Source organism: Streptomyces sp. NPDC045899 (assembly GCF_056431485.1).
Map to the genome: position 1 here is coordinate 150,062 of NZ_JBWKKP010000009.1, position 22,037 is coordinate 172,098.

General features: G+C 72.3%; 18 protein-coding genes and 1 tRNA gene. 12 read left to right on the forward strand and 7 right to left on the reverse strand.

Annotated elements, in window-relative coordinates; all coding sequences use genetic code 11:
* The first annotated feature begins 60 nt into the window (after positions 1–60).
* Both AC07FT_RS15960 and AC07FT_RS15965 read left to right on the forward strand, forming a co-directional pair.
* Positions 61–2,061, forward strand: a complete 2,001-nt coding sequence (locus AC07FT_RS15960; protein ID WP_479176721.1) for an ABC1 kinase family protein — start codon at positions 61–63, stop codon at positions 2,059–2,061.
* A gap of 145 nt (positions 2,062–2,206) precedes the next feature.
* Positions 2,207–3,196, forward strand: a complete 990-nt coding sequence (locus tag AC07FT_RS15965; protein ID WP_471204263.1) for a zinc-binding alcohol dehydrogenase family protein — start codon at positions 2,207–2,209, stop codon at positions 3,194–3,196.
* Positions 3,197–3,586: 390 nt separating this feature from the next.
* On the opposite strand, the gene AC07FT_RS15970 is transcribed toward AC07FT_RS15965, so the two are convergent.
* Genes AC07FT_RS15970 through AC07FT_RS15985 form a run of 4 tightly spaced genes read right to left on the reverse strand, consistent with a single transcriptional unit; the run spans position 3,587 to position 7,135 of the window.
* Positions 3,587–4,798, reverse strand: a complete 1,212-nt coding sequence (locus AC07FT_RS15970; RefSeq protein WP_479176722.1) for an ABC transporter permease — start codon at positions 4,796–4,798, stop codon at positions 3,587–3,589.
* Positions 4,795–5,559 (reverse strand): ABC transporter ATP-binding protein, encoded by a 765-nt coding sequence (locus AC07FT_RS15975; protein ID WP_479176723.1) that lies wholly within the window; start codon positions 5,557–5,559, stop codon positions 4,795–4,797. The genes AC07FT_RS15970 and AC07FT_RS15975 overlap by 4 nt, the downstream gene beginning before the upstream one ends.
* Entirely contained in the window at positions 5,556–6,620 is a 1,065-nt protein-coding gene (locus tag AC07FT_RS15980; RefSeq protein WP_479176724.1) for a peptidoglycan-binding protein, read from the reverse strand. Before AC07FT_RS15980 ends, AC07FT_RS15975 begins: the two co-directional genes overlap by 4 nt.
* The gene (locus AC07FT_RS15985; protein WP_479176725.1) at positions 6,617–7,135 is read right to left on the reverse strand and encodes a hypothetical protein; all 519 of its coding nucleotides are present in this window, start codon (positions 7,133–7,135) and stop codon (positions 6,617–6,619) included. The genes AC07FT_RS15980 and AC07FT_RS15985 overlap by 4 nt, the downstream gene beginning before the upstream one ends.
* A gap of 196 nt (positions 7,136–7,331) precedes the next feature.
* Here AC07FT_RS15985 and AC07FT_RS15990 point away from each other — a divergent pair, with 196 nt between their 5' ends.
* On the forward strand, positions 7,332–8,048 hold the full coding sequence (locus tag AC07FT_RS15990) for a response regulator transcription factor (RefSeq protein WP_479176726.1): 717 nt from the start codon (positions 7,332–7,334) through the stop codon (positions 8,046–8,048).
* Positions 8,045–9,211 (forward strand): sensor histidine kinase, encoded by a 1,167-nt coding sequence (locus AC07FT_RS15995; RefSeq protein WP_479176727.1) that lies wholly within the window; start codon positions 8,045–8,047, stop codon positions 9,209–9,211. The genes AC07FT_RS15990 and AC07FT_RS15995 overlap by 4 nt, the downstream gene beginning before the upstream one ends.
* 164 nt (positions 9,212–9,375) lie before the next feature.
* Here AC07FT_RS15995 and AC07FT_RS16000 read toward each other — a convergent pair.
* A tRNA-Arg gene (locus AC07FT_RS16000) sits at positions 9,376–9,451 on the reverse strand.
* 382 nt (positions 9,452–9,833) lie between these two features.
* Between AC07FT_RS16000 and AC07FT_RS16005 the strand changes: the two genes are divergently transcribed.
* The 7 genes from AC07FT_RS16005 to AC07FT_RS16035 all read left to right on the forward strand — a co-directional run bounded on the left by AC07FT_RS16005 (position 9,834) and on the right by AC07FT_RS16035 (position 18,981).
* Positions 9,834–11,444 carry a dynamin family protein gene (locus AC07FT_RS16005; protein WP_479176803.1) on the forward strand — a complete coding sequence of 537 codons (1,611 nt, stop codon included), beginning with the start codon at positions 9,834–9,836 and terminating at the stop codon, positions 11,442–11,444.
* Between the two features lie 6 nt (positions 11,445–11,450).
* On the forward strand, positions 11,451–13,523 hold the full coding sequence (locus AC07FT_RS16010) for a GTPase (protein WP_479176728.1): 2,073 nt from the start codon (positions 11,451–11,453) through the stop codon (positions 13,521–13,523).
* A 249-nt stretch (positions 13,524–13,772) separates the two neighbouring features.
* Positions 13,773–14,225 (forward strand): single-stranded DNA-binding protein, encoded by a 453-nt coding sequence (locus AC07FT_RS16015; protein WP_479176729.1) that lies wholly within the window; start codon positions 13,773–13,775, stop codon positions 14,223–14,225.
* Positions 14,226–14,434: 209 nt separating this feature from the next.
* Complete coding sequence (locus AC07FT_RS16020) at positions 14,435–15,811, forward strand: Cys-Gln thioester bond-forming surface protein (RefSeq protein WP_471205530.1); 1,377 nt, start codon at positions 14,435–14,437, stop codon at positions 15,809–15,811.
* Positions 15,812–16,079: 268 nt separating this feature from the next.
* Positions 16,080–17,744, forward strand: coding sequence for an energy-dependent translational throttle protein EttA (gene ettA / locus AC07FT_RS16025; protein WP_471205528.1), 1,665 nt, complete (start codon positions 16,080–16,082; stop codon positions 17,742–17,744).
* Positions 17,745–17,749: 5 nt separating this feature from the next.
* The gene (locus AC07FT_RS16030) at positions 17,750–18,205 is read left to right on the forward strand and encodes an acyl-CoA thioesterase (RefSeq protein WP_471205526.1); all 456 of its coding nucleotides are present in this window, start codon (positions 17,750–17,752) and stop codon (positions 18,203–18,205) included.
* Entirely contained in the window at positions 18,202–18,981 is a 780-nt protein-coding gene (locus tag AC07FT_RS16035) for a DUF8185 domain-containing protein (protein WP_479176730.1), read from the forward strand. The genes AC07FT_RS16030 and AC07FT_RS16035 overlap by 4 nt, the downstream gene beginning before the upstream one ends.
* Positions 18,982–19,050: 69 nt before the next feature.
* Here AC07FT_RS16035 and AC07FT_RS16040 read toward each other — a convergent pair whose 3' ends face one another.
* Positions 19,051–19,455: a globin gene (locus AC07FT_RS16040; RefSeq protein ID WP_479176731.1), complete on the reverse strand. Its 405-nt coding sequence runs from the start codon at positions 19,453–19,455 to the stop codon at positions 19,051–19,053.
* 79 nt (positions 19,456–19,534) lie between these two features.
* On the opposite strand from AC07FT_RS16040, the gene AC07FT_RS16045 reads away from it, so the two are divergent.
* Positions 19,535–20,590 (forward strand): methyltransferase domain-containing protein, encoded by a 1,056-nt coding sequence (locus AC07FT_RS16045; protein ID WP_479176732.1) that lies wholly within the window; start codon positions 19,535–19,537, stop codon positions 20,588–20,590.
* Positions 20,591–20,661: 71 nt separating this feature from the next.
* Here AC07FT_RS16045 and AC07FT_RS16050 read toward each other — a convergent pair whose 3' ends face one another.
* Positions 20,662–22,011 carry an FHA domain-containing protein gene (locus tag AC07FT_RS16050; protein WP_479176733.1) on the reverse strand — a complete coding sequence of 450 codons (1,350 nt, stop codon included), beginning with the start codon at positions 22,009–22,011 and terminating at the stop codon, positions 20,662–20,664.
* Positions 22,012–22,037: the final 26 nt, after the last annotated feature.

Sequence of the window (22,037 nt, forward strand, 5' to 3'; positions counted from 1 at the left end):
GGACGACGACGCGGAACGGCCGGGGACGGGGTACGGACACATGGGGGCTGCGACGGCGTCATGTCGTCACCGCGCCGCGGGACCGCGGTGAAGGCGGCCCAGTTCGTCCTCGTCGTCCTCGTCATGAGCGGCTTCATGACGGTCTTCGTCGTGAGCGCGCGCCGGATGCTCGGGCTCCACATCGGTGTCCTCCGCGCGCTGTCCGGCGGACTGGTGAGCCTGGCCGGGCTCGGGGTGTTCAACCTGGTGATGCAGCGCCCGGAGCAGCAGGGCATCCTCACCGGCGTCCAGTTCGGCTCCACCCTGCTGGTGACCATGGGCTTCCTGGCCGCGTGGGAGGTGGTGCTGCCCAGCGGCTCCCTCGGCTCCCCGGCCGGCTGGCCGAGGGCTTGGAAGTCCCGTGTCGCGCGCGGCCGCCGCTATTCGCACATCGTCTCCATCGCGGTGCGCCACGGGCTGCGGCCGTATCTGCGCGGACGCTCCGGTAAGGGGGCGGCGGGCGGCGCCGCGCGGCTGGCCCGCCCGCTGCGGCTGGCCCTGGAGGAGGGCGGCCCCACCTTCGTCAAACTCGGCCAGATGCTCTCCACCCGGCACGACATGCTGCCGCGCGAGTTCGTGAGGGAGCTGAGCCGGCTCCAGTACCAGGTGTCCCCGGCGCCCTGGCCCGCCGTCGAGGAGGCCCTCGTCGCGGCCTACGGCGTGCCCCTGGAGACGCACTTCAAGGAGTTCGAGCCGACCCCGCTGGCCGCCGCCTCCATCGCCCAGGTGCACACGGTGTGGCTGCACGACGGCGGCAAGGCGGTCGTCAAGGTGCTGCGCCCCGGCGTGCGTCCGGTGGTCGAACGCGACCTGGACATCATCCGCCGCCTGGCGGCCGTGCTGGAGCGCCGCACCCGCTGGGCCCGTGCCATCGGCCTGGTGGAGCTGGCCGAGGGGTTCGCCGCCTCCGTCCACGAGGAGCTGGACTTCCGGGTGGAGGCCGCCAACATCGCCACCGTGCGCGCCGCGCGGGCGCGGCGCCGTCAGGACGACGCCGTCCGGCTGCCCACCGTCCACGCATCGCTGTCCGGTGAATCCGTCCTGGTCCTGGACTGGCTGGTGGGGGAGCCCATCGGGGCGGCCACCCGGCTGGCCGCCGCGGACGAGGACGACCGCGCCCGCTGGGCGCACACCCTGCTGTCCACCCTGCTCGATCAGGTCCTGGTCGACGGTGTCTTCCACGCCGATCCGCATCCGGGCAACATCCTGCTGCTGGACGACGGCCGGGTGGCGCTGATCGACTTCGGCTCGGTGGGCCGGGTGGACGCCCAGCTGCGGGCCGGGCTGAAACTGTTCCTGCTGGCCGTCAACAGCGGTGACCCGGCCGCCCTGTGCGATGCGCTGCTCCAGATCGTCGAACGCCCCGACGAGATCGACGAACGCGCCCTCGAACGGGCCCTGGGCCGCTTCCTGGCCCGCCACTTCATCCCCGGCAGTGCACCCCAGGTGCAGGTGTTCGCCGATCTGTTCCGGCTGGTCGCCGGGTACGGGCTGACCGTGCCGCCGGAGGCCGCGGCCGTCTTCCGGGCGCTGGCCACGCTGGAGGGCACGCTCACCACGGTCTGCCCCGGCTTCAACATGGTCGACGAGGCGCGCCAGATCACCGGTGGACGGCGCGGCGGCCCGGCCGCCGGGAAGTCCACCGGTCCGTCCTCGTCGGTCCCGTCGCCGGAACCGGCCGTCCCCGCCGAGCTGCTGGCCGCGTGGGAGCTGCTGCGCCGGCTGCCGCGCCGGCTGGACCGGGTGACCGGCGCGCTGGAGCAGGGGCGGCTGGGGGTGGGGGTCCGGCTGTTCGCCGACGCCCGCGACCGCAAGTACGTGCGCTCCCTGGTCCACGAGGTGCTGCTCACCTTCATCGCGGCCACCAGCGGGGTGATGTCCGCGATCCTGCTGAGCATCGAGCGCGGACCGGAGGTGATCCCCGGCACCGGTCTCTTCCAGCTGTTCGGCTACCACCTGCTGGTGATCACGGCGGTGCTGGTGCTGCGGGTGCTCTTCATCATCTCACGCGAGGACCGGTGACGACCGGTCAGGACCGGTGCGGGCCGGGTCCCGCCGGAGGGTGAGCGCGTGGCGTGGCCACGGGCGCGCCACGGCGGCCGTGCCCGTGACCCGGCTTACGTTGTGACGCGTGACGGCTGCCGCGAACGCTGACATCCCCCCGACCATGCGCGCCTGGGTGGTCCGCACCCCCGGCCGTCTCGACCGGGCGGACCTGCCGGTGCCCCGGCCCGCCGATGACGAACTGCTCGTCCGGGTGCGGGCATGCGGGGTGTGCCGTACCGATCTGCACGTACGGGACGGCGATCTGCCGCCGCACCGCAGCCCCGTCGTCCCCGGCCACGAGGCGGTCGGCGAGGTGGTCGCGGCGGGCCCGCGGGCGGGGGGAGAACGGCTCGGCACCCTGGTGGGCGTCCCCTGGCTGCGCCGCACCTGCGGCCGCTGCGCGTACTGCCGCCGCGGCCGGGAGAACCTGTGCCCCTCGTCCGAGTACACCGGCTGGGACGCGGACGGCGGTTACGCCGAGTACGTCACCGTCCCGGCCGCGTACGCCTACGACCTGCCCGCCGGATACGCCGACGAGGAGCTGGCACCGCTGCTGTGCGCCGGGATCATCGGCTACCGGGCGCTGCGCCGCGCCGAGCTGCCGCCCGGCGGCCGCCTCGGCATCTACGGCTTCGGCGGCTCCGCGCACCTCACCGCCCAGGTGGCCCTCGCCCGGGGCGCCGTGGTCCATGTGCTCACCCGCTCGGCCGCGGCCCGCGCCCTCGCGCTCGAACTCGGCGCCGCCTCCGCGGGCGCCGCAGCCGACCGGCCGCCCGAGCCGCTGGACGCGGCCGTCCTCTTCGCGCCGGTGGGCGATCTGGTGCCGGTGGCCCTGGAGGCGCTGGACAGCGGCGGCACCCTCAGCGTCGCCGGGATCCACCTCTCCGACATCCCGCCGCTGGACTACCAGCGCCATCTGTTCCGCGAGCGCACTCTGCGCAGCGTCACCGCCAACACCCGGGAGGACGGGCGGGAGTTCCTGGCCGCGGCCGCCGCCCACCGCGTGCGGGCCACCATCACCCCGTACCCCTTCGACCGCGCGGACGAGGCCCTGGAGGACCTCGCGGAAGACCGCGTCAACGGCGTCGCGGTGCTGACCATGCCCCGCTGAACCGCGCGGCGCGGACCGCGGCGATCCCGCCCCGGTGTTCGACTAGCAATTTTCACCGGTGTCTCCCAGCGGAATCTCTGGAAACATCTGCCCCGGGCCCGCCGTTGGTGTCATCCGGCACCGGCCATGACGAGGCCCCACCCCGCGCCGTGATACCGGCGCCACTCCCGAGAACAGCCTCCTGGTGGCCTCGCCTCGCCCCCGTATCGGGGCCATCAGGAGGCGCTTTTGCCGCGCCCGCCCCGGGCGCGCGGACGGCCGCATGCGCCCCGCCTGGCTACGAGGCACGGCCCCGTACGCGCCCGAGCCCCCGTACGCGCCCGAGCGCCCCCGTACGCCGCCGTATGGGTCTCATACGGCGGCGTACGGAGCCCGTAAGGTCCGCCCGGCTCATGCCGCGTGCAGCGCGAGCGTGGGCGAGAGCCGGGAGGCGCGTATGGCCGGATACAGCCCGGCGATACACCCGATGACCAGCGTGGTTCCGAAACTTCCCGCGACGGCCCACGGCGGGATCACCCATGGGAGATCGCTCCCGAGCGCGTACACCGCGGCGGCGCCGGAGCCGAGCAGTACCCCCGCCACCCCGCCCAACCCCGACAACAGCAGCGACTCGGTGAGGAACTGGAAGCGGATCTGCCCACGGGTGGCCCCGATGGAGCGCCGCAGTCCGATCTCGAAGCGGCGCTCCAGCACCGAGATGATCATGGTGTTGGCCACCCCGACCCCGCCCACCAGGAGGGCGACCCCGCCCAGCCCCAACAGCAGGCTGTTGAAGGTGCCTTCGGTGGCGGCCTTGGCCTGGAGCGCGGCCGAGGGATCGCTGACCGACACATTGCTCGGCGACTCGGGGTCCACCGAACGCGGGATGAGGGCCCGGACCGTGGACACGGTGGCGTCCGTGGACCGTTCGTACACCGAGGTGGGATGTCCGTCGAAGTCGAGGTGGGCCATGGCAGCCCGCCAGCCGACCAGGGCCGAGCGCTCGATCTCGGGGGCGAGGGGCAACGGATCGAGGATCCCCAGCACGGTGAAGTACTCGCCCTTGATGTACACCCGCTGCCCGGGCTCGGTGATGCCCAGGCGCTCGGCCGCCACATCGCCCAGGACCACCGAGGGATAGGAGGCGGTGGCCGCGTTGAACCACGTACCGGAGCGCATCGTGGCGCGCAGCGTCGTCCGCAGCTCCTGGCTGGTGGCCTGGACGGTGATCCCGCCCGTCACCTGGTCGCTGATCTTCTCCGAGCGGCGGACCGAGAGCGGGAGCTCTCCCGTCGCGCCGACGTCCTCGACGCCCTCGATACGGCCGACCCGGGCCGCCGTGTCCTTCGCCAGCGATACGGGATCCCCGGTCAGCAGAGACTCCCCGGGCTTGACCACGAGCATATTGGTGCCCAGGGAGTCGAGTTCACGGAGCAGCCGCTCCTTTCCGGACGAGGAGATTCCGACGACGGCGATCATGGTGGCGATGCCGATGGCGATACCGAGTGCGGAGAGCACGATGCGCAGGGGTCTGCTGCGCATACCCGCCGCACCGGTGTGCAGGATGTCGCGCGGGGTCAACCGGGCGGGGGCGAGACCCGGCTGCCGCTGCCGCGTGTTCATGGTGTCTCTCCTCGTCGCCCGGTGGTCGTCGTCCCGTGCCCCGGCCGCTCGGCGCCGCCGGCCGCGCCGACCCCGACACCGGCGGCGGCGCCGCGCCGGATGTCCTCCACGATCAGCCCGTCATGCAGCCGCACCTGGCGGGGCAGGGTGGCGGCGACCTCCCGGTCATGGGTGATCACGGCGATGGTGGCGCCCTCCCGGTGCAGTTCATGGAGGAGTTTGAGCACGCTCTCCCCGGAGACGGAGTCCAGCGCGCCGGTCGGCTCGTCGGCCAGCAGGAGGTCCGGTTCACCGACGATCGCCCGCGCGATGGCGACGCGCTGCTTCTGGCCACCGGACAGTTCATGCGGCCGGTGACCGAGACGGTCCCCGAGGCCCACCCGCTCCAGCGCCGCCGTCGCCCGCCGCCGCCGCTCGGCGCGCGGCAGTCCGGTGTAGAGCAGCCCCTCCGCCACGTTGTCCCGGGCGCTGACCCCGGCGAAGAGGTGGAACGCCTGGAAGACGAAGCCGATGTGCTGTGCGCGCAGGGCCGACAGCCGACGGTCGGACAGGGTACCGGTGTGGTGCCCGGCGATCGTCACCGAACCGGCGGTGGGGGAGTCGAGGGTGCCCACGATGTGCAGCAGGGTGGACTTCCCCGATCCGGAGGGGCCGACGATCGCCAGCAGTTCTCCGCGTTCGACGGTCAGATCGACCCCGCGCAGGGCGGCGACCCCGCCCGGATACTCCTTGCGCACCTCGGTCAGACACACGACGCTCATATCGAGGGAACCCCGACTCGCATACCTTCCCGCAGCCCGCCCCCGGTGACTTCCACCCGGCCCTGGGCGAACAGCCCCAGCCGCACCTTCACCTCACGGACCTGGGTGCCCTCGACGACCTGCACGCCGTAGGAATGGTCGGGCAGGGCGAGCAGGGCGCTGACCGGAACGCTGAGCACATTCTCGCGCGTCTCGCCCTTGAGATGGATGGTGACGGGGGCCTTGTCGATTCCCCTGACCTTGTCCGGATGGTCGAAGGCGACGGTGATGCTCACGCGTGGATCGGTGTCGGAAGGGTTCTTGCCCGGCTTGGCGGTGTTCGCCACCGCCGTGACCTCACCCATCTCCCTCTTTCCGTCGGGCAGTTCCACCTCCACCTTCTTTCCCTCCGTGGCCATGGCGGAGTCCACGACCTTGACGTCGAACTGCACCACACGGTCCGAACTGGTGATGCTCAGTACGGGCTGTCCGGGAGTGGTGCGGTCACCGACCGCCGCCTGGGTTTCCCGTACCCGTACCGGCCCCGTCGCGAAGAAGATCTGATCCGGGCCGATGGTGCCGGTCACCTTGAGACCGTGGTCCTTCTGCCATCTCTTGACGGCCTTTTCCGTGCCTTGGGTGAACTCCTCGTCCACCGAAAGACCGATGCCATAGCCGAGGGCGATCAGATTGGTCTTCAACTGCCGTACGTCGGTACCGGTGTTCCCCTTCTTGAGGGTCCGGTACATCGGCTCGGAGCCGTACATCAGCCGTACGTCCCGGCCGTCGACCGCGTACAGCCGCTCCTTGCGGGTGATCTTCGAACCGCCGCCCGGGAGCCAGGTCACGGTGCCACCCGCACCGGCGTTGACCTTCCGCTTCTTTGCGTAGCCGAGCGTCCCCTCCACCGTCGTACTGCTGATGAGGTCGTTTCTGACAACCTTGTCGGTCGCCTTCGGAAGGTCGGTCCGCTCCTCGACGCCGCTCTTGCCGGAACCGGACATCTCATGAGCGGCGAGCCCCGCTCCGGACAGGGCGGCAACGGTGATCACACCCCAGGTGACCGCGGCCCAGCGCCTCACGCTCCGCACTCTTTCCAGTCCTTCATGAACTTTTCCTTGTTCTCCCCCTTCGGAATGGGAATGGTCGCCCTCGTGCCGCCGCCTCCGCCCTCGATGGGCTTGGGGTCGGGCAGGTCATAGCCCTTCTTCCGCATACAGGCGGCGAGTTTCACCTGCTGCTCCTGGAACTGGCGATCTTCCTCCGGGCTGCCCCCGCCCATGCCGCCGCACTTCTTCATGGCCGCGAAGAACTTTTTCTGCGAGGTGCCCTCGGGCGGCCCGATGGCGAGCATCTTCCCGTCCTCGGTCTGCTTTTGATCCGGCAGTTCCACGCCTTGGCCGCGCATACACTTCTGGAGCTTCAGGAACGAATCCGATGCTTCGACCTCGGAATTTCCCGCGGCATTTCCGCCGGACCCGGAGGCCTCCGTCGGCGTCTTATCGGTACCGCCGCCCTCGGATGAACAGCCGACGGTCAACAGGGCGAGACCGATCACAACAGAGGCCATCACCAGCTGAATCCGTGAATTCCTCATATGCGTTTCACCTCCATGATGGAACGGAAGAGAGAAGGGTAAAGGAGCGCGCGGTGACCCCTATCGCGGCGGCCTTCGGCGTCACACTGAGAGGCACCGTGACACAAAGGCCCGTTTCGTTTCTCTTACCGAGTCACGGGGGATTGCGGCCATCATGTAATGGCAATGAAACGTGGAACCCGTGTATACAGGGAACATGCGCGTACTTCTGGTAGAGGACGAGCAGTTCCTCGCAGAGATGATCGCTCACGGTCTGCGACGCGACGCGATCACCGTCGACATCGCACTCGACGGGGAGAGCGGACTCGACAAACTCGTCTACGGCGACTATGACGTGGTGATCCTCGACCGGGACCTGCCGGGGACGCACGGCGATGACGTCTGCCGCCATGTGGTGGCCGAGGGCCTGCTCACCCGCGTCCTCATGCTCACCGCGTCCACCACCGTTGCCGAGCGGGTGGCCGGTCTGGGGCTGGGTGCCGATGACTATCTGACCAAGCCCTTCGCCTATGACGAACTGCTGGCCCGGGTCCTCGCCCTGGGTCGCCGGAACCAGCCCGCACTACCCCCCGTTCTCCGGGGGGCCGGTCTGGTGCTGGACACCTCGCGCCGCCAGGTGACCCGCGACGGCCGCCGGGTGGTGCTCGCGCGCAAGGAGTTCGCCGTGCTGGAGACCCTGATGCGGGCCAACGGCGCCGTGGTCAGCGGCGAGAGCCTGATCGAAAAGGTCTGGGAAGAGGGCACCGGATACGACACCAATCCGGTGCGGGTCACCATGAGCCGCCTGCGGACCAAACTCGGTGCCCCGCCCGCGATCGAAACGGTCCCGGGCGCGGGATACCGCATCGTCCCCAGTGCCCGCCGGGCCCCGTCCGGTCGGAAGGACGAGATAACACGGCAGGAATGTCCATGATCCGCCGCTTGCGCTTCGGGACCGAACGGGCCCGGCTGACGGCGCTGTACACCGGACTGATCCTGCTCGCCGGCGGCCTCCTCACGGCCTTCATCTACTCGCTGGTCCAACGCTGGCTCGAGGGGCCGGTACAGCGGGCGGCCATGGACACGAAGCCGACGGGCATGGTCGCCCCGTTCGCGTTCGTCCGACCGGTTCGCCTCCCCAGCACGGAGCTGACCAGGACCGCCGCGTTCAGAATCCAGTCGGACGCGGTCGAGGTGGTCACGGGAATGACGCTCAGCCGTCTGCTGATCATCTGTGTCATCGGATTCGGCGTCTTCTCCGTCCTCTCGGCCTTTCTCGCGTGGTGGATGGCGGGACGGGTACTCCGCCCCGTCGGCGTGATCACCGCCACCGCGAACAAACTCTCCGGAGAGAACCTCGCGCAGCGCATCGATCTCAAAGGCCCGCCCGGGGAGCTGAAACAGCTGGCGGACACCTTCGACCGGATGCTGGACCGTATCGAGCGACTGGTCCAGGCGCAGCAGCGGTTCGCCGCCAACGCGGCGCATGAACTGCGCACCCCGCTGGCCATTCAGCGGGCGGCCGCCGAGATCGGTCTCTCCGATCCCCGGCCGGAGGAGGTCCAGTGGATCCGGCGGCGGCTGATCGACACCGCCGACAGCAGTGAGCGGCTGATCGAATCGCTGCTCCTCTTCGCCGACGCGGCCGAGGGGCTGCGCCACCGTGAGGCCGTCGCGCTCGACCGGACGACGGAGGCGGTGGTGGCGGAGGCCGGTGAGGAGGCGCGGCAGCGCGGGATCACGCTCACCACGGTCCTGAAGCCCCTCGCCGTGGAGGGCGACCCGGTCCTGCTCGGCCAGCTCATCCGCAATCTGGTGCGCAACGCCTTGCGGTACAACCACCCCGGCGGCGAGATCCGGATCGTGCTCGGCGATGGGACCCTGCGCATCACCAACACCGGGCCGCACGTTCCCGCCGGGATGGCGCCCCGGCTCTTCGAGCCGTTCCACCGCCTCCAGGCCCGCACCCGGGTACGGGGCGAGGGCGCGGGGCTCGGCCTGGCCATCGTCGCCGCCATCGCGCGCGCCCACGGCGGAACCGCCACCGCCGATCCCCGCCCGGGCGGCGGTCTCACCGTCACCGTGGAGTTCCCCTGAGGGCGGATGAAGTCGAGCCGGTACGGTGCGCCCCTGTTCACCCAGTGCGACCCCGGTCGGCGCAGCCGTCCACGGTGCTTACGCGGCCGCTACAGGGGCGCCGCTAGAGTCCCGCGGAACAGGATGCGAAAGCCCCCTCCGCGGACACGCGGGGAGGAGGCGGGTGGCGCCCCCGGCAGGACTCGAACCTGCGGCCAAGCGCTTAGAAGGCGCCTGCTCTATCCACTGAGCTACGGGGGCCGGTGGTGGTCATGGAACATGAGCCCCCGGGTGCCCGCGATACCGCCGGTGCGGCCGTGGTGCGGGTGGCCGGGCTCGGCGGACCGTGACCTCGCCGGGGACAAGGATAGGGCTCCTTGCGCCTCGCCCCGGTTGCTTCACCTCCGTGGCACCTTGTGGAGGTTCGGTGAAGCGGTCTGATAATCGCAGGCAGGTCCGGAACTCGCATCGTTTTTCACGCCTCAGCGGGCGGGTGTTGTCTACTCGTTATGCCTGGGCCCCCGTCGTCTCTTACGTCCCATGCCCCTTCTGGGGTGATCCGGGCGGGTCTCTTTGACGCGCACGTGTGGGCATACGCTTCAAAAAGCCACCAAAAACGGGCATTCTTCACCACGTGGCGATCTTGGACGTACGGCCCCGGCTGCTCGACGCGTTGACCGCACTGCGTGATCGCGTCGACGCCGCCCGGTTTCCGCTCCCCCTTCCCGGTGCCGACCGCGCGCGCCGCAGCCGTGCCGAGCTGCTCGCCCAACTGGACGACTATCTCGTGCCCCGGCTGCGGGCCCCCGAAGCGCCCCTGCTGGCGGTGATCGGAGGATCCACCGGGGCGGGCAAGTCCACGCTCGTCAACTCCCTGGTGGGCCGACGGGTCACCGAGGCCGGGGTGCTGCGGCCCACCACCCGTACCCCGGTGCTGGTGTGCCACCCCGACGACCGCCCCTGGTTCGCCGGGCAGCGGGTACTGCCGCAGCTCACCCGGGTGTGGGTGCCGGCGCAGGGCGAACGGCCGGAGACGGTGTACGACGACGAGGACCGGGGGCAGGAGGGGGCCCGGGCGCTGCGGATCGAGACGGATCCGGAACTGGCGCGCGGGCTCGCCCTGCTCGACGCGCCCGACATCGACTCCCTCGTCGCCCGGAACCGCGATCTGGCCGCCGAGCTGATCTGCGCCGCCGACGTCTGGGTGCTGGTCACCACCGCCACCCGCTACGCCGACGCCGTCCCCTGGCATCTGCTGCGCACCGCCAAGGAGTACGACGTCACCCTGGTGACCGTGCTCGACCGGGTGCCCCACCAGCTCGCGGGCGAGGTGTCACGGCAGTACGCGGCCCTCCTCACCACGGCCGGGCTCGGCGACGTACCGCGCTTCACCATCCCCGAACTGCCCGAGTCCGCGGGCGGGGGCAGCGGGCTGCTGCCCGCCACCGCCGTCGCCGCGCTGCGGGCCTGGCTCACCCAGCACGCCCAGGACCCCCACGCACGCGGTGTGGCGGCCGCCCGGACGGCCGCCGGGGTGCTCGCCTCGCTGCGTTCCCGGATGCCCGCCCTGGCCGGTGCGGCCGCCGCCCAGCACGCGGCGGCGGTACGGCTGGTGCAGCGGGTCGAGGGAGCCTACGGGGAGGAACTGGAGCGCGTGCGGCGGGAGATCGCCGGTGGCGCGGCGCTCGCGGGCGGCGCTCTCACCCACTGGCACGGGCTGCCCCGGGACAGCACCCCCGAGGAGCTGCTCCGCGCCCTCGTCGACTCCCTGGCGACCCTGCTGCGCAGCGCGGTGGCCGCCGCCGACGAGCGGGTCGCGGAGACCGGGAAGCGGGATCCGGTGGCGCGGGCAGGGCTCGCGCCGAGCGACGCGCGCGGCGCGGGGGAGCGGATCGGCGTGGCCGTGCGCCACTGGCGGCGGTGCGTCGAGGAGTTGGCCGAGGAGGAGGTGCGGACGCGAGTCGCCGAAGGCGGCGGCAGATGCGCCCCCGACGAGGTCACCGCCCTGCTGACGGCGTCCCTGCTGGGCGGCCGTCGTGCCCGTACGGCGGGTGAGCGGCTGGCCGAGTCCCTGGGCGCGCACGGTGCGCTGAACCTGGGCGACCGCGGCGGTCAGCTCCTCGACGGCTGTGTCACCCGCGCCCTGGAGGCGGAGCGGGACCGGCGGTTGGCGCCCCTGGACACCTTGGACGTGACGCCGGACCACCAGGTCCAGCTGATCGCCGCGCTGTCCGTACTACAGAAGGAGAGGTGACCGAAGGTGACCGCCACTGAGGGCCACGGAACGGACCACCCCGCGGCTGACCGGCCTCGCCAGACCTGGGACGACGGCCTCATCGCCCGGCGCGCCCAGCGGCGGGCCGAGGGGCGCGCGGTGCGCGGCGGCGCGGACGCCGAGGCGGCGGACCTGATGGATACGGAGGACGCCGCGATGGCCCCCGAGGGCCGGTGGGGGGACGACGGCCGAGCCGGTGACAGCGGCCGCTCCGGGGACGGCGGGACGGACCGGTCGGCGACGGTCGACGCCCCGGCGGCGATGGGCTTCATGGGGGCGATGGGCTCCATGGGCGGCATGGGGCCGGGGAACCAGGCCGGCCCGCCGTCCGCGGGCGAGCCGCGGACGGCGGGCGGGGCGTACGGGAGCCCCTCGTACAGCCCGTACGGTCCCGGCGCGCGCGGATTCGTCACAGGAGCCCTGCGACCGCGTCTGGACGCGCTGCGCCAGCTCGTCGGGCTGTCCCGCACCCGGCTGGACGGACGCACGCTGGCCGGGGCCGGGCGGGTGCTCGACGAGGCCGACGCGCGGGGGCGGCACCCGCTCGGCCACACCGTCGTGGCGCTCGCGGGAGCCACCGGTAGCGGTAAGTCCACCCTGTTCAACGCACTCGCGGGAACGCAGCTCTCGGAGGCGGGGATCCGCCGTCCCACCACCGCCGCACCGCTGGCCTGCGCCTGGACCGACCACGCGGACGGCCTGCTGGACCGGCTCGGCATCCCGATGGCCGACCGGCGCCGCCCCGCCTATCCGTACGATCCCGCCCTGCGCGGGCTCGTCCTGCTCGATCTGCCCGATCACGACTCGGCCGCCACGGGACACCGGGAGCGGGTGGACCGGCTGCTCGGGCTGGTCGACGCGGTGGTGTGGGTGGTGGATCCGGAGAAGTACGCGGACGCGGTGCTCCACGAGCGCTATCTGCGGCCGCTGGCCGGATACGCCGAGGTGACCTTCGTGGTGCTCAACCAGGTGGACCGGCTCCCGGGCGAGGCCGCCGACCAGGTGCTGGACGATCTGCGGCGGCTGCTGGACGAGGACGGACTGGCGCTCGGTGAGCACGGTGAGCCGGGGGCCGCCGTCCTGGCGCTGTCGGCGCTGACGGGGGAGGGCGTCGGCGAGCTGAGGGACATGCTGGGGCGCTTGGCGGCCGAGTGCGGCGCGGCGGAACGGCGGCTGGCGGCCGATGTGGACGGCGCGACCGCGCGGCTGCGCCCGCAGTACGTGGCGGACGGGGGCTCGGTCGGGTTCGGCGAACGGGCGCGGGCGGAGTTCGAGGCCCGGCTCGCCGAGGCGGCGGGCGCGGCCGCGGCCGGACAGGCGGCCGAGCGCGCCTGGCTGCGGGACGCGGAGTGGGCCTGCGGCACACCGTGGGGGCGGGTCGCCCGGCGCGGGCCGGGGGGCGTCCGGGGCACCCATGGCTCCATGGGGTGGTCCTCGGGGACGAACGGCGGCGGGCGGCCGGCGGGACGGCGGGTGGAGGACGCCCGCGAGATCCCGGGGGCGCGGGTGAAGGCGGCGGCGGTGGAGGCGGTCACGGCCCGGCCCTCGGTGGAGGAGGCGGTGCGCACCCTGGCGGACGAGGCGACGGCGGGACTGCCCGGACCCTGGGCCCAGGCGGTGCGGGAGGCGGCGGGATGGGGCGGCAGGGGACTGCCGGACGCGATCGACGAGGCGGTGGCGGCCGCGACGGCGGGGCGCCGCCCGGCCCGGCCCGGGTGGTGGTCGATGGTGGCGTCGGCACAGGTGACGCTGTTGCTGGTGCAAGTGGTGGCGCTGGTGTGGCTGGTGGGGGTTGTGGCGGGACTGTTCGGCGGGCCGCTGTGGTGGCCGCCCGCGATGCTGCTGTCGGGAGCCGTCGCGGCCAGCGCGGGGCTGGCGTGGGGCTGCGGACTGGTCGCCCGGGGACCGGCGCGGCGGTACGGGCAGCTGGCGGAGGCGCAGCGGCGCCAGGCGGCGGTGGCGTGCGGCCGGGCGCGGGTGCTGGAGCCGGTGGGGGCGGAGCTGGCGCGCTACCGCGAGGTGCGGGCGCAGTACGTCATCGCGGCGGGCGGAAGCTGACGGGGGGCTCACCCGGCCGGGGCGCCGAGTTGTCCACAGTCTGGGGGCCGTACACAGGGCCCGGCGGTATCCCGCGGATCCGTGCAGCATGAGAACCGAGCGGCACGGCCGGACCGGGAGACGCACGGGATGCGCGAGACGCACGAGCTGACGGCCCGACGGCCCGACGGCCCGCTGCGGTCCGCGACGGTCCGGGACGGGGCAACGGGGGCGATGAGCGCTCATGAGGGGTGACGGGGGGCATGGCCGGTGAACGAGAGCTGGGTGACCGTGGTGGGCAACGCCGCGACACGGCCGGATTTCCGCGAGACGGCGACCGGGGTCGCGATGGCCCGCTTCCGGCTGGCGGTGACGGTGCGCCGCTGGGACCGGAGGCGGGAGCTCTGGGCGGACGCGCATACGAGCTTCTATACGGTCTGGACCTGGCGGTCGCTCGCGGCGAACGTGGCGGGTTCGGTGTCGCTGGGTGAACCGCTCCTCGTCCACGGCACATTGCGGTTGAGGGAGAGGGAGCGGGAAGGAGAACGGGGGAGGGAGCCGGAGCGGACGGGGGATCAACCCGGCGGTGGGGACCGGTGGATCACCGCCGAGATCGACGCCGTCGCCGTGGGCCACGACCTTTCACGAGGTACGTCCGCCTTTCGTCGGATCTCACAGGCGAAACCTCTGCTAAACGTACCGACCAGGGCAACTTCCCCCTGAATCTCGATGATTTGTCGATAATCCCAGGTCATACCGGGTCTCAGGCGGAGATAACAATTCCGATTCGGATTGGGCCGTGCGAGGTACACGCGGGGGCCGAAGGGCGTCAATACTCCCTAGGATCCCTGAGTGCCCAACGGGGGTTTCTGAGTTTTGAGTTCGCTGGCGAGGCGCACCTACGGACTGGCGCTCGCCCGGAGGGAAAACGCATGATTGCTGTAAAGAGGCGGGTTTCGGCTCGCCTGGGCGCCGCCGTGCTGGCGTCCGGCCTGGTCGCGGCGGGTGTGCTCGCTACCGCAGGTACCGCCGCCGCGGATCCGGCCCCGAGCCGGGGTGGCGCCACCGCCACGCTGAGCGGTCTCAAGACCTTTGGCAAGGCCGTCATTCACGAGAACGGCAAGAACCAGCGCGTCGGTGCCGGTCTCTTCGAGATGGCGGTCGACAACGGCGGCACCATCCAGACGTACTGCATTGACGTGCACAACCCGACGCAGGACAAGGCGAAGTACGAGGAGAAGCCCTGGAGCGCCACCTCACTGGCCAGCAACCCCGACGCCGGTAAGATCAACTGGATTCTGCAGAACTCCTATCCGCAGGTGAACGACCTCTCGGCGCTGGCGAGCAAGGCGAAGTCCGGTCCGCTCACCGAGAAGACGGCCGCCGCGGGTACACAGGTCGCCATCTGGCGCTTCTCCGACAAGGCGGATGTCGAGGCGGTCGACCCCGCGGCCGAGAAGCTGGCCGACTACCTCCAGAAGAACGCCCGGACGGTCCAGGAGCCCAAGGCGTCGCTGACGCTGGACCCGCCCGCGGTGTCCGGCAAGGCCGGTGACCGGCTCGGTCCGGTCAAGGTCCGCACCAATGCGGACAGCGTCACCCTCACCCCGGGCACCGGGGCCGCGGCCTCCGGTGTGAAGCTCGTGGACAAGAACGGCAAGACGCTCACCAGCGCCGCCAACAACGGCGAGGTGTACTTCGACGTGCCGAAGGGCGCCGCCGACGGTACCGCCACGGTGACCGCCCAGGCCGCCACCAAGGTCCCGGTGGGCCGTGCGTTCGCCAGCGCCAGCAAGAGCCAGACGCAGATCCTGGCGGGCTCCAGCGAGAGCACCGTCACCGCCACGGCCACCGCGAACTGGGCCAAGGAGGGTGCGATCCCGGCGGTCTCCGCCGAGAAGAACTGCTCCAAGGGCGGCGTGGACATCACCGCCACCAACAAGGGTGACGAGGCGTTCACCTTCCAGCTGCTGGGCGAGAAGTACACGATCGAGGCGGGTCAGTCGAAGACCGTGACCGCCCCGGTGAAGGAGGACCAGCGCTACTCCATCACCATCAAGGGTCCGAACGGCTTCACCAAGACCTTCTCGGGCGTCCTGGACTGCCGGACCTCCAGCAGCGGTGGCAGCGAGACCCCCTCGCAGCCGAGCCCGGCCTCGGCCGGTGGCTCCAGCACCGGCAGCACCGGCGGTGACGATCTCGCCGAGACCGGGAGCAGCAGCAACACCCCGATGATCGCGGGTATCGCCGTGGCGTTCGTGGTGCTCGGCGGCGGCGCGATCTTCCTGGTCCGCAAGAAGAGGGTGTGACCCCCGCGTCACCCTCGGTCGGCTGCGCGCCGCGCCCCATGGGTGTGAGCGCCGGCGACTGACAGTGATGACACGGCGAAGGGCCGGAGTCCCACCGGGACTCCGGCCCTTCGTACGTGCCCCGACGGAGCGCCGCGGACAACCCGTTTTCGCCTCGGGCTTGGCGTACGGCAAGATGGGGTGTATCTGCCCTCACGCGGTGGGAGCCGCCCAGGACCACGCGGCGGGGCCGCACCTCGATACCTACCAGATTGCCGGACGGTTTCTCTTGGCTGAGTACATCTACACCATGCGCAAGACGCGCAAGGCGCACGGTGACAAGGTGATCCTCGATGACGTCACGCTGAGCTTTCTGCCCGGCGCGAAGATCGGTGTCGTGGGCCCCAACGGCGCCGGTAAGTCGACGGTGCTGAAGATCATGGCGGGTCTGGAGCAGCCGTCCAACGGTGACGCCTTCCTCTCTCCCGGCTACAGCGTCGGCATCCTGCTCCAGGAGCCCCCGCTGGACGAGTCCAAGACCGTGCTGGAGAACGTCCAGGACGGTGTCGCGGACACCAAGCGCAAGCTCGACCGCTTCAACGAGATCGCCGAGCAGATGGCGACCGACTACAGCGACGAGCTGCTGGAGGAGATGGGCAAGCTCCAGGAGGACCTGGACCACTCGAACGCCTGGGACCTGGACGCCCAGCTCGAGCAGGCCATGGACGCCCTCGGCTGCCCGGCCGGGGACTGGCCGGTCACCAACCTCTCCGGTGGTGAGAAGCGCCGCGTCGCGCTCTGCAAGCTGCTGCTGGAGGCCCCCGACCTGCTGCTGCTCGACGAGCCCACCAACCACCTGGACGCCGAGTCCGTCCAGTGGCTGGAGCAGCACCTCGCCAAGTACGCGGGCACCGTCGTGGCCATCACCCACGACCGGTACTTCCTGGACAACGTGGCCGAGTGGATCCTCGAGCTCGACCGCGGCCGCGCCATCGGCTACCAGGGCAACTACTCCACCTACCTGGAGACCAAGCAGACCCGTCTGAAGGTCGAGGGGCAGAAGGACGCCAAGCGCGCCAAGCGCCTCAAGGAAGAGCTGGAGTGGGTCCGCTCCAACGCCAAGGGCCGTCAGGCCAAGTCCAAGTCCCGGCTGGCCCGTTACGAGGAGATGGCCGCCGAGGCGGAGAAGACCCGGAAGCTGGACTTCGAGGAGATCCAGATCCCGCCGGGCCCCCGTCTGGGCAGCGTGGTCGTCGAGGTGGAGAACCTCTCCAAGGCCTTCGGCGAGAAGGTCCTGATCGACGACCTCTCCTTCACCCTTCCCCGTAACGGCATCGTCGGTGTCATCGGCCCCAACGGCGCGGGCAAGACGACCCTGTTCAAGATGCTCCAGGGCCTCGAGACCCCGGACGCGGGCAACATCAAGGTCGGCGAGACCGTCAAGATCTCCTACGTCGACCAGTCGCGCGCCAACATCGACCCCAAGAAGACGCTGTGGGCCGTCGTCTCCGACGAACTGGACTACATCAACGTCGGCCAGGTCGAAATGCCGTCCCGCGCCTATGTCTCGGCCTTCGGCTTCAAGGGCCCGGACCAGCAGAAGCCCGCCGGGGTGCTCTCCGGCGGTGAGCGCAACCGGCTCAACCTCGCGCTCACCCTCAAGCAGGGCGGCAACCTGCTGCTCCTCGACGAGCCCACCAACGACCTCGACGTGGAGACCCTGTCCTCGCTGGAGAACGCGCTGCTGGAGTTCCCCGGCTGCGCCGTGGTCGTCTCCCACGACCGCTGGTTCCTCGACCGCGTCGCGACGCACATCCTGGCGTACGAGGGCGAGTCCAAGTGGTTCTGGTTCGAGGGCAACTACGAGTCCTACGAGAAGAACAAGGTCGAGCGGCTCGGCCCGGACGCGGCCCGTCCGCACCGCGCCACCTACAAGAAGCTGACCCGGGGCTGAGCGGGATGGCCCGGCACATCTACTCCTGCCCCCTGCGCTGGTCCGACATGGACGCGTTCGGCCACGTCAACAATGTGGTCTACCTCCGCTACCTGGAGGAGGCGCGCGTCGACTTCATGTGGCGGCTGGCGCCGGGGGACGGCAGCTCGGCGTTCACCGGCGGTGTGGTGGTCTCCCGCCACGAGATCGACTATCTGAAGCCCCTCGTCCACCGGCACGCCCCGGTGACCATCGAGACCTGGGTGACGGAGATCCGTGCCGCGTATCTGACCCTGCGCTACGAGGTCAAGGACGAGGACACGGTGTACGCACGGGCCGCCACCCGTCTCGTCCCCTTCGACCTCGAACGGGGACGCCCGCGCCGGGTGAGCCGTGAGGAGGAGCAGTTCCTCGCGGAGTACCTGGAGCCCGCCGAGGGTGCCGGGCGGAACGGGCGGCCGGAAGGGGCCCTCGCGGTATGACGGCTGCCCGCCACGAGCTCCACTTCGCCGACGCCGGGGAGGCGGCCGACCTGGCCGCCTTCCTGGTCCGGCTGATCCACTACGACCGTGCCGCGGCGGTGCGGCTCCAGGCGGGCGCGGGTGTGCTCGCCGTCTTCGGCCGTCCGCCGTCCTTCGAGGTGCTCGCGATCCGTACGGCGCGGGTGGAGGCGGCGGTCACCACCGGCGGTGCCGCGGGGTCCCTGGACACCACGGTCTCGGCCGGTGAGCTCGCCGAGGCGCTGGACACGGCGCTCACGGCGCGGACCGCCGCCGCGGCGGGCCCGCTGGTGGTCCCCGTGCCCGGCGCCGTCACCGGTCCGCCGTGGGCCGGGGTGCTGCCGCCGCGCGGCGGCTGGCGCCGGGTGGAGGGGCTGCCGGGCGCGGACCAGGTGCGGGCGGCGGTCTCCGCCGCGGTCGCCGAGTTCCGCGCGCGTGACGAGGCCCTTCCCGAGGAGCGCCGGACCCGCGCCGAGCGCGACCGCATCGGCCATGAGATCTGGTCCCGCACGCTGGGCGGCACCCGGCTGCCGCTGCGCGCGGTGCACGCGGCGCAGTCGCTGGGCTTCCTCCGCCCGGCCCGGGCGGCGGCGGGCGTCGGTGCGGGTGTCCCCGCCGGAGCCACGACCGCGCTCCCATCCGTGGCCGAGCCGCTGGCCCTGCTGTCCGCGGGCGGCTGGCTGAGGCTGCGCACCCCCTACGGTTCGGTGGCGGTCCGCACCTCCGGCCTGCCCGGTCTGACCGTCACCCCGGCCTGACCGGCTCGTTCCGTCCACGGCTCGTTCCGTCCGCCGCCGGGCCGCTGCCCGGCGGCGCGGTACGGCCGCTCAGCCCTCGGTGTTGACCATGGACGCGGCGGCGTAGGTGAGGTAGTTCCACAGCTGCCGCTCCAGATCCGGAGCGAGCTCCAGCTCGTCCACGGCGTCGCGCATATGACGCAGCCAGGCGTCATGGGCGGCGCGGTTCACCGTGAACGGGGCGTGACGCATCCGCAGCCGCGGGTGGCCGCGGTGGTCGCTGTAGGTGCGGGGCCCGCCCCAGTACTGCATGAGGAAGAGCACCAGCCGCTCCTCCGCCGGTCCCAGGTCCTCCTCGGGGTACATCGGCCGGAGCAGCGGGTCCTCCGCGACCCCCTGGTAGAAGCGGTGCACCAGTCGGCGGAAGGTCGGCTCGCCGCCGACCTGCTCGTAGAAGGTCTGCTCCTGAAGTGTGCCGCGCGGAATGTCTTTCACGTCTCCATGCTCTCAGACCACCCGGCTGGGGGAAGGGGCGTGGGTCGCGGCCCGGAGGCGGGCGCAGGACAGTGGAGTCATGGGCAGTACGGGCGGCCGTACCCGCGGCGCGCCGGACACCGGCCCCCGCGCGGCGGTGGCCGATCCCCACGCCGCGGCGGCCGCGGAGGCGCGGGCGGGACTGGTGCGGCGGCTCACCGAGGGCGGCGCGCTCACCGACCCCCGCTGGCGGGCGGCGTTCGAGGCGGTGCCCCGCCATCTGTTCGTGCCCTGCTACTACGAGGCGGGCGAGGAGCCGGGCGGGGCGTGCGCGGCATCCGGGGGCGCCGTCTACACCCGGCTGTGGTGCGATGACCCGGATCCGTCGCGCCGGGCGCGCTGGCTGGCCGGGGCGTACGCCGACGCGCCCCTGGCCACATGGGTGCGCGGGGGCGAGCTGATCTCCTCCAGCAGCCAGCCGTCGCTGATGGCGCGGATGCTGGAAGCCCTCGAGGTGGCGGACGGCAACGGGGTGCTGGAGATCGGCACCGGCACCGGGTACAACGCCGCGCTGCTCGCCCACCGGCTCGGCGACGACCGGGTCACCACCCTCGACCTCGAACCGGAGCTCACCGACACCGCGCGCGGCCATCTGGCCGCGGCCGGATTCCGTCCGGCGGTCGTGACCGGTGACGGGGCGCGCGGCTGGCCCGACCGCGCCCCCTACGACCGGATCATCGCCACCTGTGCGGTGCCGTCCGTTCCCGCGGTGTGGCTCACCCAGTGCCGGCCGGGCGCGCTCCTCCTGATGCCGCTCGCCACCGGGCTGGTCAGGCTGCGGGTCGCCGACACCGGACATGGCGAGGGACGATTCCTGGCCACACCCGCCTATTTCGTACCGCTGCGCGGCAGCGCCCCGCCGCCCTCGGTCTCCACCCACGGCGTGCCGCCGCGCCCGCTGCTGGACGACTCCTTCCGCTTCCTGCTGAACCTGGTCGCGGGGCGGATGGAGCCGGTCGAGGCCCTCGCGCTCTGGGAGCACGAGGACCGGCCGGGGCGCGAGCGCTACGGCGTGACGGTGCGGGGCGACCGCCAATGGGCTTGGCTGGACGACCCGGAAGGACCCTACGGCTGGCCGCTGGGCCCGCCCGTCTGAGCGGGTCCAGGGCTCCGGGGCGGCGGCCCGGCCCGACCCGGGCGGACCGCCACCCGCACGACGGGGAGCGCTCAGCCGCGGCGGACCGTGATCGTCGTCCAGGCGCCCACATGGACGCGGTCGCCGTCCTGGAGGGGAACCGGGACATACGGCTGGATCGGGTCCTCACCACCGTTGATCGTGGTGCCGTTCGTCGAGTCCTGGTCGACCACCGACCAGCTGCCGTCGGGCTGCTGGACGAGCACCGCGTGCTGGTGCGAGACACCCGGGTCCTCGGGCGGGCGCCCGAGGTCGATGTCGGGGGACTCGCCGGTGCTGTGGCGGCGGCGGCCGATGGTGATCTGCTGGCCGTTGAGCGGCAGCTGCTGCTCGGGGGAGTACGCCGGGAGGTTCAGCCCGGCGGCCTCCGGACCGCTGCGGTGCATCATCGCCATGAAGTACTCGCGGTCCGGAGCGACGACCGCGACCCACCCGGCGGGCGACGGCGGCGGACCGCCGTGCTCGAACGGCGAGGGCGGCGTGGCCTGCTGCGGCGGGGGCGGTGCCGCGTGCCCCTGCTGCCCCTGCTGTACGGGCGGAGGAGGCGGCATGGCGCCCGGGAACTCCTCGTTGCCGTACGGCGGCGCGGGCGGCGCGGGCTGTGCCGCGCCCTGCGGCGGCTGCGGAAAGCCGTACCCGTACTGCTGCTGGGGCTGCGGTGCCTGCGGGGGCGCGTGCGCGGCCCCCGGCGCGGTGGCGCCGGTGGGCGGCGGCAGGGTCCAGTCGTCGTCCTGGCCGAACGCCGCACCGGGCGGCGGGCCCGGCTCCGCGGTGGGCAGCGGCTCCGCCGGGCGGTTGATCTGCGATGGACGCGACGCCTGGTAGTCACCGCCGTGCGGGGGCTGCTGGCCCTGCGGCGGGAACGGCTGCGGCGGCCCCGGCGGCGGTGCGAACCCGCCGGAGGAGGGCGGTGAGTACGGAGTGGGCGCTCCCGTCAGGAAGTTGAAGCGGCACTCCTCGCAGAACGGCGCCTGTGCCTCGCGCGGGGTGCGGCACTGGGGGCACAGCTCGGCCTGGAAGGCCGGGGCCGGCTGCGGGGGCGTGGGTGCGCCGGGGTAGCCGTAGCCACCGCCCGTCCCGCCGTGCGGGGGCGGCGGCGCACCGGGGCCACCGGGCGGCGGTGGTCCGCCGGGCCCGCCGTAGGGCGGCGGGGGCGCACCGGGACCGCCGGGTGGCGGGGGCGCACCGGGGCCGGGCTGGTGGGGCGGTCCGGCGGGGCCCGGGAAGCCGTAACCGCCGGGGGCACCCGGGGCGCCGGGCATGGGGGGCGGCGGAGGCGGAGGTACGGCGCCGGTGGGCATGGGCGTCCCCGACATTCGGTGACCACATACCTCGCACCAGTCGTCGGCTGCCGATGAGTGGCCGTTGGGGCAGGTCGGCATGTCGGTGATCCCCCTCTTGTGCCGTT